We start from the raw sequence: 17,402 nt of genomic DNA, 5'->3' as shown, positions 1-17,402 counted from the left end.
AGGAGAGACAGCATGGACGCCCCCGCACCCACGATGACGCAGACGCTCACTCCCGATGCCGGACTCGACCTCCGGCGCGGAGCCAGCCTCACCGACGCCCTGCTCGAACGGATCTCCCTGGACCCCGGCGCCGCCCTCATGCTCCGGCCCGCCGGGGACGGGGCATGGGTCGAGGTGAGCGGCGGGGAGTTCCTCGCCGAGGCCTCCGCCCTGGCCAAGGGCCTCCTGGCCGCGGGGCTCGAGGCCGGCGGCCGCGTCGCCCTCTTCGGCGCGACCTCCTACGAGTGGACGCTGTGCGACTACGCGATCTGGTTCGCCGGGGGCGTCACGGTCCCCTTCTACGACTCCTCCTCGAAGGACCAGCTCAGCTGGATAATCACGGACGCCGAGGTCGGCTTCGCCCTCGTCCACACCGAGGACCATGCGGACCGGGCCCGTGAGGCCGCCGCCGCGGCCGGGATCGAGGCGGGCACGGTGCCGGTGTGGGTGTTCGGGGACTCCGGCCTCGACGAGCTCCGCGCGCTCGGTGCCGATGTCACGGACGAGGAGCTCGAGGCCCGCAGGAGCGCTGCGGGACCGGAGACGCTCGCCTCGCTCATCTACACCTCGGGCACCACCGGCCGGTCGAAGGGCTGCCGCCTCACCCACGGGAACTTCGTGCAGATCGCCGCGGCCGCCGCGATCCAGGTCTCCGAGGTGGTCGGGCCCGGCTCGCGCTGCCTCCTGTTCCTCCCCCTGGCCCATGTCTTCGCCCGCTTCGTCCAGGTGTTCGCGCTCAACTCCGGCAGCGTGCTCGCCCACACCGCGGATCTGGGCCGTCTCACCGACACCTTCGCAGAGGTCCGCCCCACCTACATCCTCGGCGTCCCGCGCGTGTTCGAGAAGGTCTTCAACTCCGCACGGGCCAAGGCCGAGGCCGGCGGCAAGGGGAAGATCTTCGCCGCCGCCCAGGCCACGGCCGTCGCGTACTCCCGGGCGCTCGACACCGCGGCAGGCCCCTCCCTGGCCCTCCGCGCCCGGCACGCGCTGTTCGACAGGCTCGTCTACGGGAAGCTGCGCGCGGTCATGGGCGGGGAGCTCGAGTACTCGGTGTCCGGCGGCGGGCCGCTCGGCGAGCACCTGGGCCACTTCTACCGCGGCATCGGGCTGACGATCATCGAAGGCTACGGGCTGACGGAGACGACGGCGCCGGTGACGGTCAACGTCCCCGGCAACCCCAAGCTCGGGACCGTCGGCAAGCCCCTGCCCGGCTGCGCGGTCGCGGTCGCCCCCGACGGCGAGGTGCTCGCCCGCGGCGTCTGCGTCTTCGACGGCTACTGGAAGAACGAGGAGGCGACCGCGGAAACCTTCGCCGGTGAGTGGCTGCGCACCGGCGACCTCGGCGAGATCGACTCCGAGGGCTTCCTCTCGATCACCGGCCGGAGGAAGGAGCTCATCGTCACCTCCTCGGGCAAGAACGTGGCCCCGGCCCCGCTCGAGGACGAGCTGCGCAGGCATCCCGTCATCGGTCAGCCTCTCGTCGTGGGCGACAACCGCAACTTCATCGCCGCGCTCGTCTTCCTCGACCCGGAGATGCTGCCGGGCTGGCTCGAGAACCACGGCCTCCGCGCGGACATGGCGCTCGCCGAGGCCGCCGCTCATCCGCAGGTCCGCGAGGCGGTAGAGAAGGCCGTCGAGCGGACCAATGAGAAGGTCTCCCGCGCGGAGTCGATCAGGAAGTTCCGGATCGTGCCCGCCGAGCTCACGGAGGCCAACGGCTACCTGTCGGCCAAGCAGTCGGTCAAGCGCCACCTCGTGGTGAAGGACTTCGCGGACGAGATCGAGGAGATGTACGCATGAGCACGGAATCGCAACCCGGCGCGGACGAGACCCATTCCACCCGCGGCAGCTATGTGACGCAGGGCGAGGAGTTCACCCGCGACACCCGCTACATCGAGGACCGGATCCTCGACGACGCCGACGCCCGCTGGCCCGTCGAGGCCGACCGCTACCGGCTCGTCGCGGCACGGGCGTGCCCCTGGGCCAACCGGACCGTGATCGTGCGCAGGCTGCTGGGCCTCGAGGACGCGATCTCGCTGGGCATGCCCGGACCCACTCACGACGCCCGTTCGTGGACCTTCGACCTGGACCCCGGCGGCGTCGATCCCGTCCTCGGCATCGAGCGCCTGCAGCGGGCCTTCCTCGCCCGCTTCCCGGACTATCCCCGCGGCATCACGGTGCCCGCGATCGTCGATGTGCCCAGCGGGGAGGTCGTCACGAACGACTTCCCGCAGATCACACTCGACTTCTCCTCGCAGTGGCGGCGCTTCCACCGCGAGGGCGCACCGGACCTGTATCCGGCCGCACTGGCCGAGGAGATGGATCCGCTCATGCGGATGATCTACACCGAGATCAACAACGGGGTGTACCGCTGCGGCTTCGCCGGGGACCAGACCGCCTACGAGCAGGCGCATGCGCGGCTGTTCGCCGCGCTCGACATCGTCGAGGAGCGCCTGCGCACCCGCCGCTTCCTCATGGGCGACCGGATCATGGAGGCCGATGTCCGCCTCTTCACGACCCTCGTGCGCTTCGATCCCGTCTACTTCTCGCACTTCAAGTGCAGCAGGAACCGGCTCACCGAGTTCCCGGCGCTGTGGGGCTACGCACGCGATCTGTTCCAGACCCCGGGGTTCGGCGACACCGTGGACTTCGTCCAGATCAAGCAGCACTACTTCATCGTCCACGAGGACATCAATCCCACGCAGATCGTACCCGTGGGCCCCGACCTCTCCGGCTGGCTCTCGCCGCACGGCCGGGAGGCGCTGGCCGAGGACGCGCCGTTCGGCGAGGGGACTCCTCCCGGCCCGCCGCCGGCGGGGGAGGTCGTGGAGCCCGCGCACACCGCCGAGGCGTGGGCCAGGGGCTAGGCAGGCTCGCCCGCCTCCGCCGAGCGGCGGAGTCGGTTCCTGCGCACGCGGCTGACGATCCACCACACGATCGCGGCCGCGACGACGACGATGACCGCCTTCTGGAACCAACCGGCCCAGCGCTCGAGGAGATGGTAGTTCTCCCCCACCCAGAAGCCGCCGAGCACGAAGGCCGTGTTCCAGATGAGCGAACCGGCCATCGTCAGCAGCAGGAACCAGCTCTGGCTCATCCGCTCGATCCCGGCGGGGATCGAGATGAGCGAACGGAAGATCGGGATCATCCGGCCGAAGAAGACCGCCTTCCGGCCGTGCCGGCCGAACCAGGCGATCGTCCGGGCCACGTCCGCCGGATCGACGAGCGGGAGCTTCGCCGCCCAGCGCGCGATCCGCTCGTGGCCGAAGGCCCTGCCCACCCAGTACAGCGCGAGCGCACCGGAGACGGAGCCGATGGTCGCCCAGGCGATCGCCGAGACGAGGCTCATCTCCCCGAGGCTCGCGGTGAAGCCTGCCAGCGGCAGGATCAGCTCGCTGGGGATCGGCGGGAACAGGCTCTCGAGGGCGACGAGAAGGCCCACGCCGGGCGCACCGAGGGCGTCCATGACGGAGACGACCCAATCGGCGAAGCGCTGTGTGAGAGTCATGGGTGCAAGCATAGGATGCCCGTATGACTGTCTCCGGGAACACGAGCGAGCGGATACTGACAGGCTCCCGGCGCGAGGCCGGGCAGGGCACGGCGCAGAAGCTCATGCGCCGGCCGGCGGTGGTCCACCTACGCCAGACGCTGACCCGCTACGGCGAGCGGCTGGGCAACCAGTTCGCCGCCGCCATCACGTACTTCCTCGTCCTCGCGCTCGTCCCCACCCTCATGTTCGCCCTCTCCGCGCTCGGCTTCTTCCTCGACGTCGTGCGCCCGGAGCTCATGGAGGTGGCGAGCGGGCAGATCGCCGAGTACGGAGGCGATGAGCAGGCTGTGGCCCTCATGCAGTCCTTCCTCACCGGCTGGCGGGGGACCAGCATCGTCGCCGTCGTCACCGCGCTCTACACCGCCCAGAACTTCATCGGCAACCTCAAGGACGCCGTCCGCTCCCAGCTCGACACAAACGGGGTGCTCAGGGACCAGGACGGGATCGTCCCCCGGATCGTCAACAACACCGTCGCCCTCCTGGGCATCCTGGTGGGCGTCGTGCTGGCCGTCGCCCTCAACATCCTTTCCTCCTCCCTGCGCAGTCAGATCGTCGCCTGGCTCGAGCTGCCCGACTGGATGGACACGGTCCTCCTGGTCGTCCCCGTCATCGTCACGGTCGGCGCGTGCTGGCTCATCTTCCTGCTCATCTTCTCCCTCCTCCCGGCCGAGCGCGTGCCCTTCCGCACGAAGGCGTTCGGAGCTCTCTTCGGGGCGTTCGCGCTCACCGTCCTGCTGCGCCTGGCGACCCTGCTCATCGGCGTGTTCTCCGGCTCCCCCACCGCCGCCCTGTTCGGCCCCGTCATCGCGATCATGCTGTCGATGAACGTCTTCGCACGGATCGTCCTCATGGTCGCCGCATGGATAGGGACGGCGGACGACCGGCCGGTCTTCGCCACCGTCGCCCAGGCCCAGGAGAACGGCCGCACCGTCGTCCCGCCGCCGGCGGCGGGCAGCGGCCGGGAGGCACTGGGAGCGCTGCTCGCCGCAGCCGGCCTCATCGCCGCGACCCTGCTGGGCTTCAACCGCTTCCAGGATCGCAGGGCACAGCGGCGGTGAGGATGCCGACCGCGTAGACTGTGCGGTGCACGTGTGAGCGAAGTGAAAGGTTCCGTCTCTTGACCGACCAGATCCAGGCCGAAGCCCAGCTGTGGGCCGCCAAGCAGGACGCCGCTGAGCAGCTCATCCCCCTGGTGGGACGGCTCTACCGCGAGAACGACGTTCTCCTCACCGTCTACGGGCGGAGCCTGCTCAACAAGTCCGTCACCGGCACCGTCAAGGCCCACCGCTACGCCCGCCACTTCGACGGCGCGGAGCTCGACCTGGGCGAGACGCTGGCGATCGCGAAGGCGCTGAGCCGGATGGACCTGCGCGCGAGCACGATCGACCTCGGCCGCCTCGCCGCGGCCCAGCGCACCTCCGGCGGAGAGCTCGAGACCCTGCTGTCCGAGCAGCTCGCCGAGATCGCGGGCGGCTCCGGCTCGCACGAGCCCCGCGATGTCGTCCTCTACGGCTTCGGGCGCATCGGCCGCCTCCTCGCTCGCATCCTCATCGACCGCGCCGGCGGCTCCGGCCTGCGCCTGCGCGCCGTCGTCGTCCGCCGCAACGGTCCCGACGACATCGTCAAGCGCGCCTCCCTCCTGCGCCGGGACTCGATCCACGGCAAGTTCGACGGCACCATCGTCGTCGACGAGGAGAACGAGACGATCCTCGCCAACGGCACCCTCATCAAGGTCATCTACTCGAACGACCCCTCCGAGGTCGACTACACGGCGCACGGGATCGACGATGCGATCGTCATCGACAACACCGGCAAGTGGCGCGATCGCGAGGGCCTGTCGAAGCACCTCGCCTGCCCCGGGGCGTCCAAGGTCATCCTCACCGCGCCCGGCAAGGGCGATGTGAAGAACATCGTCTTCGGGGTCAACTCCGACGACATCGCGGACGAGGACACCGTGCTCTCCGCGGCCTCGTGCACCACCAACGCCATCACCCCGGTCGTCAAGGTCATCAACGACCGCTTCGGCATCCGCAACGGCCACATGGAGACGGTGCACTCCTTCACCAACGACCAGAACCTCGTGGACAACTACCACAAGGGCTCCCGCCGCGGCCGCGCCGCCGGCCTCAACATGGTCCTCACGGAGACGGGTGCGGCGAAGGCCGTCGCGAAGGCCCTGCCCGAGCTCGCCGGCAAGCTCTCCGGCAACGCCATCCGCGTGCCCACCCCGAACGTCTCGATGGCGGTGCTCAACCTCAACCTCGAGCAGGGCACGACGGTCGAGGAGCTCAACGCCTTCCTGCGCGACACCTCGCTCAACTCGGCGCTGCGCAACCAGATCGACTACACCTCCTCGCCCGAGGTCGTGTCCTCGGACTTCGTCGGCTCCAAGCGCGCCGGCATCGTCGACGGGCTGGCGACGATCGCCGACGGCGACCGGGCCGTCGTCTACGTCTGGTACGACAACGAGTTCGGCTACTCCTGCCAGGTCATCCGCTGTGTGGCGCAGATGGCCGGCCTCGATCTGCCGTCCCTTCCGGCCCTGCCGGCCCTGCCCTGATCAGCCGCCATGGGTCATATCCTCGCCGTCGATGAGGGGACGACCTCGACCCGCGCGGTCGTCCTCACCGAGGACGGCCGCGCGCTCGCATCCGTCTCCCGGGAGTTCGCCCAGTCCTTCCCGCGGCCGGGCTGGGTCGAGCACGATGCGCTCGAGATCTGGAACACGACGCGCGAGGTGATCGGCTCCGTCCTCGGCAGGGCGCAGCTGACCTCGGCCGACATCTCCTGTGTGGGGATCACCGATCAGCGGGAGACCACCGTCGTGTGGGAGGCCGCCACCGGCAGGCCGGTGCACCCCGCGCTCGTCTGGCAGGACACCCGCGGCGAGGACCTCGTCGAGCGGCTGAGCTCCGAGGCGGAGTCCGTCGCCGCGATCACGGGGCTGCCCGTGGCGACCTACTTCTCCGCCGTCAAGCTCATGTGGATCCTCGACCGGCTCACGCCCGCACAGCGGGAGGCGGCCCGGGAGGGGAAGCTCCTCTTCGGCACCGTCGACAGCTGGCTCATCTGGAACCTCACGGGCGGGCCCGCCGGCGGACGCCATGTCACCGATGTGACGAACGCCTCGCGCACCATGCTCATGGACCTGCGCTCCCTCGACTGGTCGGAGGAGCTGCTGCGGCTCACGGGAGTGCCGCGGGCGATGCTGCCTGAGATCCTGCCCTCGATCGGCGAGTTCGGCACGGTCTCGGGGCACCAGCTGCTCGGCGGCGTGCCGATCACGGGAGTGCTCGGCGATCAGCAGTCCGCGGCCTTCGGGCAGTGCGCCTTCTCACCCGGTGATACGAAGAACACCTACGGCACGGGCTGCTTCCTGCTCACCAACACCGGCGAGCGGCCCGTCGCCTCGGGCGGCGGCCTCATCACCACCGTCGCCTATCAGCGGGCCGGGGCTCCCGCGGCCTATGCGCTCGAGGGCTCGATCGCGGTCGCCGGCTCACTCGTCCACTGGCTGCGCGACGGTCTGGGCCTCATCTCCTCCTCGGAGGAGGTCGAGACCCTGGCGAACTCCGTCGAGGACTCGGGAGACGTGTACTTCGTCCCGGCGTTCTCCGGCCTGTTCGCCCCGCGCTGGCGCCCGGACGCGCGCGGGACCGTCGTGGGGCTCACCCGCTTCGCCACGAAGGCGCACATCGCCCGGGCCGCGCTCGAGTCCACCGCCTTCCAGACGGCGGAGGTCATCGAGACCCTGCGGACGGACTCCGGATTCGCGATCGACACCCTGCGCGCGGACGGGGGCATGGCCGTCAACGACGCGCTCATGCAGTTCCAGGCGGACGTCTCCGACTGCGAGGTCACGCGGGGATCCATCGAGTCGACGGCCACGGGCGCGGCGTTCGCGGCCGGGATGGGCGCAGGCGCGTTCTCCGGCACGGAGGACCTCGCGGCGCTCTGGGAGGAGACGGGCCGCTGGGCCCCGCGCATGGCCGCCTCCGAGCGCTCCGCCCGCCTGGCGCGTTGGGAGCAGGCGGTCGAGCGCTCGCTGGGGTGGGCACAGAGCTGAGGCTCAGCTCCGGCTGGGCACGTAGCCGGCGCGCAGGTCCACCGTCTGCGGGAAGGGAGCGCCCGCGATCCAGCGGTCCCAGTACTCGAGGAACTGCGCGGCCAGCCGGTCCATCCAGCCCTCCGTGTCTCCGGAGAGATGGGCCGTGATGAGCGCACCCGGGGCGTCCCACAGCGGGTGGCCGGCGGGCAGCGGCTCGGGATCGGTGACATCGAGGCCAGCGCCTGCGATCTGCCCCGTCTCCAGCGCGCGCACGAGGTCGTCCGTGACCGTGGAGCGGCCGCGGCCGATGCTGATGAACCGGGCGCGCGCAGGCAGCGCAGCGAACACCTCGGCGTCGAAGAGACCCGTCGTCGCCTCGGTGAGCGGTGCCGCATTGATGAGCCAGTCGACCTCGGCCAGGTGGGCTGCCAGCTGCGCGGAGTCGACGATCCGGGTGAAGTCCGCGTCGCCTGCCCGCTCCCGGCTCGCCGCCCCGGCCACCTCGACGCCGAGGCCGTTCAGCAGCTGCGCGATCCGGCGGCCGATCCCGCCGGTGCCGACCACGAGCGCCCGGGTGCCCGCGACCTGCTCGAGCTCGCGTCTGCGCCAGTCGTGAACGCGCTGGAGCTCCAGCGACTCCGGTGCCCGCTTCGCGAACATGAGCACGGTGTGGAGCACGTACTCTGCGATGGCCTGATCGAACACGCCGTGGGCGTTCGTCACCTCCGCGCCGTGCTCGACGAGCGCGGGGAAGCGGAGGGAGTCGACGCCCGCGCTCGCGGCGTGCACCCAGCGCAGGGCGTCGGCGGCCGGCAGCGCATCCGCGAGCGCGGGCGAGAAGAAGTCCCACATGAGCAGCGCATCGGAGCCCGGGAGAGCGGCGGCGAGGCCGTCGGCCTCCGTCCAGCGCACCTCGGCGTCACGGGCCAGCCGCTCGAAGGAGGCGGGCCGGTAGCGGCCGGGGCTGGTGAGGATGGTGAGCGTCGTCATGGTCACTCATCCTGTCATACGGGTCTCAGTCCTCCGCGAGCCGCTCCCGGGTCGCCCGTGCGGGCGCATTCGGCTCGTTCTTCGTGGCGAGCGGCTTGTGGACGATGAACATCGAGGTGACGAAGGCGATCGCGGTGAGCGGCGCGCACCAGAGGAACAGCGGGACGAGCGCATCGTTGTAGGCGTGGACCACGAGGTCGTAGAGCGGCTCCGGGAGGTGCGCGACGAGGTCGGGCGTGAGCTGGTTGGCCGAGCCCATGTCGCCGGCGTCCGCGGGCAGCCCGCGCATCCCCTCCTCGAGATTGGACATGAGGCGGGAGGTGAACAGCGTGCCGACGAGCGACATGCCGAGCGTCCCGCCCACCTGGCGGAAGTAGTTGTTCGAGGCGGTCGCGGTGCCCACCATGCTCACGGGGAAGGAGTTCTGCACGATGAGCACGAGCTGCTGCATCGCAAGCCCCAGCCCCGTTCCGAACACCCCGAGCCAGATCATGATCTGCCACATGGGCGTCTCGACGTGGAGGGTGGACAGGAGCACGAGGCCCGCTGTGGCGATCGCCATGCCGATGATGGGGAAGCGGCGGTAGCGGCCGTACTTCGACACCGCGAAGCCCACCGTGGTGCCGACGATGAGCATCGCCGCCATGAGCGGGGTCATGGAGAGGCCGGCGACCGACGGGGAGAGCTCGTGGGTCATCTGCAGGTAGGTCGGCATGTAGGAGATGACGCCGAACATCCCGACCGAGAGCAGGATGCCGGTGATCGAGGCCAGCGTGAAGTTGCGGTCGCGGAACAGCTCCATCGGGATGATGGGAGTCCTGACCCGCAGCTCCACGAGCACGAACGCGACGGCGGAGAGGACGGCCGCCGCGCACAGGCCGAGGATGACCGGGGACGTCCACTCGTGCTGCGTGCCGCCCCAGGCCGCGACGAGCACGACCGCGCTCGTGAAGACGGCGATGAGGGCGAGCCCGAACACGTCGACGCCGTGCTCGCCCGTGCGGGTGGAGGGGTCCTCACGGAAGAAGAAGACCGTCGCGAGGATCGCGAGCAGGCCCAGCGGGAGCGCGAGCAGGAACGCCCAGCGCCAGCCCGGCCCCTCCGTGAGCCAGCCGCCGATGAGGGGGCCGGCCACGGAGGAGACCGCGAAGACCGAGCCCATGATCCCCATGTACTTGCCGCGCTGCCGGGCGGGGACGACGCTCGCGATGATCGACTGGGAGAGGATCATCATCCCGCCGCCGCCGACGCCCTGGACGATGCGGCCGGTGATGAGCACGGGCATCGACTGGGCGAAGAAGCCCACGATCGAGCCGACGAGGAAGACGGAGATCGCGAAGATGAAGAGGGGCTTGCGGCCCAGCTGATCGCCCAGCTTGCCGTAGGCGGGCATGAGGATCGTGGACGAGAGCATGAAGCCGGTCTGGATCCACAGCATCTGGTCCACGCCGTCGAGCTCGCCCACGATCGTGGGCAGCGCGGTCGCGAGGATCGTCTGGTTGAGCGAGAACATGAACATCGCCAGCATGAGGCCGATGAACAGGAGCCAGATCGAGCCCGCGGTCGGTCCGGCCGTCCCCGCCCGGGCCTGCGGGGCAGCGGCGCCCGCGGCGGCTGCGGGTGCGGTGGCATCTCCCTGGGGGGCGGGCATGGGCGTCTCCGTCTCTGTGTGTGCGGTGGGGTGTCTTCTCACGACCGGAGGCCTTCCAGGATCGAGCGGAACAGGTGGAGCGAATGGGTGAAGCGCTCGAACGAGGCCTCGGGCGTGGTGTCCGGGGGCGGGAGCGTCTCCCGCGGCGCGTCCGGGCCCTGCTCATGCACCTGCGCAAGGCGGTTCTGCTCGGCCACCATCGCGTAGGTGTTGCGCAGCGGCGCGAAGGAGATGAGGACGATCATCCGGGCCGCATCGCGCGTGCTGAAGCCCGCGGGGAGGTCGAGAGCCGCGATGCGGTCGGCCAGCCGGTCCGCGAGGACGTCGATGAGCAGCGAGGCGAGCCTGCTGCTGGTGTCGGACTTGCGCTGCACGAGCAAGGGGTTCTGCATGAACAGCACGCGGCGCATCTCCCGCGTCTCGTCGTCGCCGAGCGAATGGGACATAATCTCGCGGATGACGGCGGCGGTCTCGGAGAACACGTCGCGGGAGAAGTCTGCGGCCGCGACGGCCTCGTCGACCACGCGGGGATCCGGCCCGTTGACGGCGGTGCCGATGATCGCGTCCTCCTTGCTCGCGAAGTAGTTGAAGAACGTGCGCTGCGAGATCCCCGCCTCGGCGGAGATCTGCGCGATGGTCGCCTCCTCCAGCCCCTTCGTGTAGGCGAGGCGCACCGCAGCGGTATGGATGGCCTCGCGGGTGAGACGGGCCTTCCTGTCGCGCAGGGTCTCGCCGCCCTGCCCGGAGGGCGTGCTCTCGGTGCTGTCCTGCGGCGCGTTCCCGTCGCCTCCCTGCTCTTCACTCACGCAGACAATTCTGCACTCACTGCAATGTTTGCATCAAGTGCAGAACATGCAGTGAGTGCAGACTCACATGTTCGGGGGCGATCCGGCTCCCGCGGGATCACCACCCCAGGAGGGGGAAGACGAGGAAGACCGTGCACGAGACGACGATGAGGATCGTCATCGCCGTCATGCAGTAGCCCCAGATGTCCTTGAGCGCGAGTCCGGACAGCCCCAGCGCCGGCAGCACGAAGAAGGGCTGAAGGAGGTTGGTGACCATGTCCCCCACCGAGACGGCGTTGACCACCGTCGCGGCGGGCACCGCCATGTCCCGGCTCGCCTCGAGCATGACCGGCCCCTGCACGAGCCACTGTCCTCCGGCCGAGGGCACGAAGATGTTGACGATCATGGCGGAGACCAGGGTGAGCACGGGGAAGGTCGCCTCCGTCGAGGCGGAGGCGAACCAGCCGCCGATCAGCACGATGAGGCCCGCGCCGCCCATCATCCCGATGATGCCCGCGTAGAAGGGGAACTGGACGACGATCCCGGCGGCGGCGGAGATCCCCTCCCCGATGGTCCGCATGTACCGCTCGGGGCTGCCGTGCAGGGCGAGGCCGAGCACGAGGAAGGTGAGGTTCATGATGTTGAGCTCGAGGTTGACCCCGTTCTCCGCGACGTACAGGCCGAGGGCCGTGAGCCCCAGGAGGACGATGAGCCCGCCGAGGATCCGCGAGTCGTTGATGCGCTCGGCCGGCGTGCGGGGGGCGGATGCCGCACCGGCGGGCACCTGCCGCTCCTCCTGCCGCTCCTGCCCGGCGAAGGGGACGACATCGTCCGCGGCCGGGGCCATGAGGAGGTAGGCGCAGTAGACGCCTGCGAAGCCCAGGAGCGAGACCGCGATCATGGTGGGGCTGAAGATCGTCTCCGTGACGGGGATGAGCCCGATCTGCTCCTCGAAGGGATTGCCCGGCGTGTTCACGAGCAGGGGCGCGGTGAGGGTGATGCTCATGGGCTGGGTGGCGATGACGGCGGTGTAGGAGGCGGCGATGAGCAGCCGGAAGTCCGCCTTCCGGCAGGCCCGGGCGACCTCGATCGCCAGCAGGGTGCCGAACACGAAGCCGAGGCCCCAGCTGATGATCCCCGCCGCGGCGGAGGACAGCATCACGACGGAGAGCGCCGAGCGCTGGGTCCGCGGGCGGGAGGCGAGCGCGCGCAGCAGGCGGGCGACGAGGGGGGCCTTCGCGAGCGCATACCCGGTCACGATGATGAGGGTCATCTGCATGCCGAACTCGAGGAAGTCCCAGAAGCCCGAGTACCAGTGGCCGGCCATGTCCAGGGGGCTCGCGCCTCCCGCCGTGATGCCGAGCAGCGCCGTGAGCAGCGTCAGCACGATGGCGAACAGGAACGAGCTCGGCAGCCAGCGCTCGACTGCGATGTTGAGGGAGCGGGCGAGGGTCTTCATCGGATGCGTCCTTCCGCGCCCGGCCGTGCGTCCTCACGCAGCCGGACCTTGTCGATCTTTCCCACCGGGGTGGCCGGCAGGCTCGTGAGAAAGCGGATCTCCTTGGGCGCGTGCACGGGGCCGAGACGCTCCCTCACCGCGGCGATGAGCTCCTCCGCGGAAGGGCGTCGCCGGGCATCGGCCGGGACGACGAATGCCGTCACCCGTTCGCCCCAGCGCTCATCCGAGAGCCCCACGACCGCCGCGCCCCCGACCCCGGGCTGGGTGAGCAGCACGGCCTCGACCTCCGCGGCATAGACGTTGAAGCCCCCGGTGATGATCATGTCCTTCAGCCGGTCGCGGATGTGCAGGAAGCCGTCCGGGTCGAGGAATCCGACATCACCCGTGCGGAGCCAGCCGTCCGCGTGCGCCTCTGCGGTCCGTGCGGGATCGCGGAAGTATCCGTCGGCGACGAGCGAGCCGCGGACGCAGATCTCGCCCGAGGCCCCGGTCGCCACAGCGCCGTGCGCATCGCGGATGGAGACCTCGCTCAGCGCCGTGGGCCGTCCGCAGGAGGACAGCGCCGCCGGATCGCCGTCCTCGGCCGCCTCTCGCACCTGCGCGGCGGAGAGATAGGACACGAGCATGGGCGCCTCGGCCTGGCCGAAGGACTGCGCGACCTTCCAGCCGAGCAGACGGGCCCCGTCCGCCAGACGCTGCGGGGCGATGGGGGCGGCGGCCAGCAGCAGCTCCTCCAGCCCGGAGACGTCCCGGGGCCGTCTGCGCTGCTCCTCGACGAGGTCGTAGAAGGCCGTGGGAGGGAGGAAGAGGTGGGTGGCTTCGCCGCGAGCGATCACATCGAGGACTGCTCCGGCATCGAAGCCGTCCATGAGGTGCAGCGTCCCGCCGCGGAACAGGCTCACGAGTCCCATGACGCCCGCGGCGTGCGTGAAGGGAGCGGCGATCAGCATGCGTGCGCCCTCGCTCTGCGGCAGGTGGATCTCCGCCGAGGCCTGCAGGGACTCCCACACCCGGGTCGTCCACTCCACGATCTTCGACCGTCCCGTGGTGCCTCCCGTGCCGATGCGCACCACCGCGGCATCTGCGCTGCCGAAGGGGTCCCCGGGCAGCTCCGGGGCCTCCGCGCCGCCGATGCGCAGCTCGTCCCAGGAGACATCGCACGGTCCCCGCTCGTCGAGTGAGACGATCTGGGCACCCGGCATCGCCTCCCGCATCCGGCCCACCGCATCGTGGTGCTCGCGGGAGACGAGCACCAGCGCGGTCTCGGCCCTTCGCATGAGGTCGAGGCTCACGTCGAGGGGGCTGCGGGTGCTCAGGGGGTTCCACACGCCGCCCGCGCCCCAGACCGCGAGCACGGCCTCGACCGCCCTCCCCCGGTTGGGCGCACACACGCTCACGGTCTGCCCGGGCCCGAGCCCGCGGGCGGCCAGACCCGCGGCAGCGCTCCGGCCGATCTCAGCGAGCTCCGCGAAGCTCAGGCCCTCGGCATCTGTGTCCGTGGCCATGACCGCCGGGCGGTCCGGATCCGCTGCCGCGGCCCTGAGAAAGCGGTCGAAGATGCGCATGCACTCGCTCCTGTCTGCTCCGTTGCAGCATCACCTCCCGTGACGCGTGGAAACGAGTATGCCCAGTGCAGGACGACAGTTCCATGTCTGCAGCGGCAGAGTTCGACGTGCGAGTCTGTGCACCCGCACAAGGTCCGCGCGCGTCCTGAGTCGAGAGGCTGCCCGCTCAGCCCTCACCGCGGTCGCGGAGCTCGAAGAGCACGGCCAGGCGCACCTGCGTCTCGACCTCGGTGAGCACCGCGTCCGTGAGCTCCTCGAAGCGGCGCAGGCGGTAGCGCACCGTGTTCCGGTGGCAGCTGAGCTCGTGCGCCGCGGCGGTCACGTCGCCGCCGGCCCCCTGGACGGCCCTGACGGTGTCGAGGAGTGCGGCCGCTCCCCCGCGCGCATGCGCGAGCGGCATCACGAACTCGTCCTCGAGCTGCCTGCGCAGCCAGGGCTCACCGGCGAGCCCGCCGCGCCACGAAGCGCGCTCGGGGGTGAGCACCTCGCCCGGGCGCGCGAGGCTCGTGACGGCGAGGCTCTCGGCCGCCACGAGCGACATCGGCATGTCCTCGAGCTGGCCCCACGGCCCCGTCGTCACGATCTCTCCCGGGATGCGTCCCATCGGCGCCGTGCTCACCCCGAGCACGCGGTCTCCGGAGACCGCCGCGATCCCCCGTGCCCCGAGTCTGTCCTCGACGGCGAGGAGAACCTCGTGGACGTCACCGGCCGGTGTGCCGTGCGCTCTGCGGACGCAGAAGCCGCACAGCGCCGCGGAGTCCCGCGGAAGCAGCGCAGCCGCGCTCCCGGTCTCGCCCTGGCGGAGGGCGAGCAGCGCGGCGTGGCAGGCTTCCCGGTGGACCCGCTCCTGCTGCGCCCGGCTCTGCCTGTAGCGGTGCACGAGGAGTCCGGTGTAGGTGTCGCTCACCGCCCAGATGCGGCGGTACAGCTCCAGCGGCGACGGCACCGTGCCGTGTGCCGCAGCGCCCGGCAGCGCCTCCACCAGGACATCGGCGATCTCGGACATCGCGAACCGGTAGCTGCGCATCACGTCCTCGACGGGGATGCCCCGGGCCATGCGCCCCTCCGCGATGCGCGAGTACCGCCGCAGCACCGGGACCGCCGGCGTGGAGGCGCTGTCGGCGGCCGCGAGGCACATCTCGATGTTCTGCCGCAGCGAGACCGCGATGTCCGCCTCCGCGGTCCCCGCGTAGCTGGGCAGGTGGGCGGAGAGGAACGCCTGGCAGCGCTCCAGGATCTCCGCCTCGCGCGCGAGGACGGCGGCACGCAGACGGTCGGCCGCCCCGCCCCGGGACGCGCTCACATCAGCTGCCGCAGCCGCGCGCGCTGCTGTTCGAGGATCTGCAGCTGGTTGAGCAGCGCAGAGCTCGTCTCCAAATCAGCAGGATCGGAACGCTGGAGGCGCGAGTGCAGCTCGGAGGCGATCCGCGCCATGTCGGCGTCGAAGAGACGTGCGATGATCGCCCGCGAATAGCGCTCCACCTCGCCGGCGTCGGCGGCCGGCAGCGGCTCCACCGCCAGCCCGCCGATGAGCGAGCGGACCCGGTCCTCGCCCGCGCTCGCGGCCGCGGCCATGACCTTCTCCGGCCAGGCGCCGGGATCCGCCAGGCCCGTCCGCACGCCGCCGGCCGCGCGCATGTGCGCATGCACCCGGCGCAGGTCCGGGTGCGTGAACACCTCCCCGTTGAGGCCGTCGAAGAGCGTGGCGTTCACGAACTGGGGCTGCTGCAGGGCGACCTGGAGGGCGCCGCGCTCGATCCGCACCGCGGCCGGATCGTACTCCGGCACCGCGGCGGCCTCTCCCCCCAGCTCCTCCGCATAGGCCTCGATCCGGCCCGCCGTCTGCTCCTGATAGGGATTGGGCCGCTGCTGGCCGTGCTGCCGGCGCTGGTCCGGTCCCCGGCTCTGACCCTGCTGCTGGCCGCGGCCCTGTCGCTGACCGCCCCGCGGTCGCCGGCTGCGTGACCGGCGCACCGCCTCGGACACCTCGTAGATGTCCATGCCCGCGCGTCCGGCCACGAAGCGCTCGTACTGCGGCCGGATCGCCGCATCGCGGATCTCGGCCAGGACCGGCGCGGCCGCCCGCACTGCGCCCACGCGCCCCTCCACCGTGGACAGGTCGAACCGGTCGATCGCAGACGTGAGCGCGAACTCGAAGAGCGGCCGGCGGGAGTCGATGAGCTCGCGCACCGCGGCGTCGCCCGCGGCCATCCGCAGGTCCGAGGGATCGCGCCCCTCGCGCTCGACCGCGACGAATGTCTGCGAGAGGAACTGCTCGTTGAGCTCGAAGGCGCGCAGCGCGGCCTTCTGCCCCGCCTCGTCGCCGTCGAAGGTGAAGACGACCTCGCCCGTGCCGGCGGCATCATCGCCCAGCAGACGGCGCACGATCTTCACGTGCTCCTCGCCGAAGGCCGTGCCGCACGTCGCGACCGCCTGCTCCACCCCCGCGAGGTGCGCGGCCATGACATCCGTGTACCCCTCGACGATGACCACGCGCCTGGTCTTCGAGATCGCCCGCTTGGCCAGGTCGAGGCCGTAGAGCACCTGCGCCTTGTGGTAGAGCGCGGTCTCCGGGGTGTTGAGGTACTTGGGGCCCTGGTCGTCCTCGTACAGCTTGCGCGCCCCGAAGCCGATGGTCCGTCCCGTCACATCGCGGATGGGCCAGACGATCCGGCCGCGGAACCGGTCGTAGACCCCGCGCTGGCCCTCCGAGACCATTCCGGAGGCGATGAGCTCCTCCGTCGTGAACCCCCGCCCGCGCAGGGTCTTCAGCAGGTTGTCCCAGCCCCGCGGGGCATAGCCGACGCCGAAGTGCGCGAGCGCGGGCTCGTCGAAGCCGCGCCCGTGCAGGTACTCCCGGGCCTGTGCGGCCTCCGGCGAGCCGAGCTGGGTGCGGAAGAACTCCTCGGCGACCTGATGCGCCTCGATGAGCCGCTGGCGCCGGCCCACCTCCTCGCGGTCCGGGCCGGTCCCGCCCTCCTCGTAGGTGAGCTGGACCCCGGCGCGCTCCGCGAGCCGCTCGACGGTCTCGACGAAGGTGAGGCCGTCGAGCTTCTGCAGGAAGGTGAAGACGTCCCCGCTCTCGCCGCAGCCGAAGCAGTGGTACATGCCCACCTGGGGCCGCACGTGGAAGGACGGCGACTTCTCGTCGTGGAAGGGGCACAGGCCCTTCATCGAGCCCACGCCGGCGCCGCGGAGCGTGACGTACTCGCCCACGACCTCGTCGAGCCGTGTGCGCGAGCGGACCTCGTCGATGTCCTCCCGCCTGATCAGTCCGGCCATTCTCGGCTTCGTCCTCCTCGTGCTCCGCGTGCT

Annotated in this window: 13 protein-coding genes; 5 read left to right on the top strand and 8 right to left on the bottom strand. The window is 70.8% G+C overall.

What is annotated here, in order from left to right:
• Positions 1-12 precede the first annotated feature (12 nt).
• Positions 13-1,839, top strand: coding sequence for an AMP-dependent synthetase/ligase (locus K318_RS0107640; protein WP_035281120.1), 1,827 nt, complete (start codon positions 13-15; stop codon positions 1,837-1,839).
• Positions 1,836-2,906, top strand: a complete 1,071-nt coding sequence (locus tag K318_RS0107635) for a glutathione S-transferase family protein (protein ID WP_029089053.1) — start codon at positions 1,836-1,838, stop codon at positions 2,904-2,906. The genes K318_RS0107640 and K318_RS0107635 overlap by 4 nt, the downstream gene beginning before the upstream one ends.
• On the opposite strand, the gene K318_RS20220 is transcribed toward K318_RS0107635, so the two are convergent.
• Positions 2,903-3,547, bottom strand: a complete 645-nt coding sequence (locus K318_RS20220; protein WP_245579810.1) for a DedA family protein — start codon at positions 3,545-3,547, stop codon at positions 2,903-2,905. The genes K318_RS0107635 and K318_RS20220 overlap by 4 nt on opposite strands.
• A 23-nt stretch (positions 3,548-3,570) precedes the next feature.
• Between K318_RS20220 and K318_RS20215 the strand changes: the two genes are divergently transcribed.
• The 3 genes from K318_RS20215 to glpK are packed head-to-tail and all read left to right on the top strand — an operon-like array spanning position 3,571 to position 7,655.
• On the top strand, positions 3,571-4,647 hold the full coding sequence (locus K318_RS20215) for a YhjD/YihY/BrkB family envelope integrity protein (protein WP_051297690.1): 1,077 nt from the start codon (positions 3,571-3,573) through the stop codon (positions 4,645-4,647).
• A 59-nt stretch (positions 4,648-4,706) separates the two neighbouring features.
• Complete coding sequence (locus K318_RS0107620) at positions 4,707-6,149, top strand: glyceraldehyde-3-phosphate dehydrogenase (RefSeq protein WP_051297689.1); 1,443 nt, start codon at positions 4,707-4,709, stop codon at positions 6,147-6,149.
• A gap of 9 nt (positions 6,150-6,158) precedes the next feature.
• Positions 6,159-7,655 carry a glycerol kinase GlpK gene (gene glpK, locus K318_RS0107615; protein ID WP_029089051.1) on the top strand — a complete coding sequence of 499 codons (1,497 nt, stop codon included), beginning with the start codon at positions 6,159-6,161 and terminating at the stop codon, positions 7,653-7,655.
• Positions 7,656-7,658: 3 nt separating this feature from the next.
• On the opposite strand, the gene K318_RS0107610 is transcribed toward glpK, so the two are convergent.
• The 7 genes from K318_RS0107610 to dnaG all read right to left on the bottom strand — a co-directional run bounded on the left by K318_RS0107610 (position 7,659) and on the right by dnaG (position 17,369).
• Positions 7,659-8,627, bottom strand: a complete 969-nt coding sequence (locus tag K318_RS0107610) for a D-2-hydroxyacid dehydrogenase (RefSeq protein WP_029089050.1) — start codon at positions 8,625-8,627, stop codon at positions 7,659-7,661.
• A gap of 25 nt (positions 8,628-8,652) precedes the next feature.
• Positions 8,653-10,278: an MDR family MFS transporter gene (locus K318_RS20210; RefSeq protein WP_084499857.1), complete on the bottom strand. Its 1,626-nt coding sequence runs from the start codon at positions 10,276-10,278 to the stop codon at positions 8,653-8,655.
• Positions 10,279-10,316: 38 nt separating this feature from the next.
• On the bottom strand, positions 10,317-11,084 hold the full coding sequence (locus tag K318_RS23610) for a TetR/AcrR family transcriptional regulator (RefSeq protein WP_029089049.1): 768 nt from the start codon (positions 11,082-11,084) through the stop codon (positions 10,317-10,319).
• Between the two features lie 97 nt (positions 11,085-11,181).
• Positions 11,182-12,522 carry a short-chain fatty acid transporter gene (locus K318_RS0107595; protein ID WP_029089048.1) on the bottom strand — a complete coding sequence of 447 codons (1,341 nt, stop codon included), beginning with the start codon at positions 12,520-12,522 and terminating at the stop codon, positions 11,182-11,184.
• The gene (locus tag K318_RS20200) at positions 12,519-14,087 is read right to left on the bottom strand and encodes an AMP-binding protein (RefSeq protein WP_051297688.1); all 1,569 of its coding nucleotides are present in this window, start codon (positions 14,085-14,087) and stop codon (positions 12,519-12,521) included. Before K318_RS20200 ends, K318_RS0107595 begins: the two co-directional genes overlap by 4 nt.
• Before the next feature lie 166 nt (positions 14,088-14,253).
• The gene (locus K318_RS0107585; RefSeq protein WP_029089047.1) at positions 14,254-15,390 is read right to left on the bottom strand and encodes a helix-turn-helix domain-containing protein; all 1,137 of its coding nucleotides are present in this window, start codon (positions 15,388-15,390) and stop codon (positions 14,254-14,256) included.
• Complete coding sequence (gene dnaG, locus K318_RS0107580; protein WP_029089046.1) at positions 15,387-17,369, bottom strand: DNA primase; 1,983 nt, start codon at positions 17,367-17,369, stop codon at positions 15,387-15,389. The genes K318_RS0107585 and dnaG overlap by 4 nt, the downstream gene beginning before the upstream one ends.
• Positions 17,370-17,402 lie beyond the last annotated feature (33 nt).

Origin of the sequence: Brevibacterium album DSM 18261 (genome assembly GCF_000426445.1) — a bacterium.
GTDB lineage: Bacteria > Actinomycetota > Actinomycetes > Actinomycetales > Brevibacteriaceae > Brevibacterium > Brevibacterium album.
This window is presented reverse-complemented; position numbering and strand designations above follow the sequence as displayed.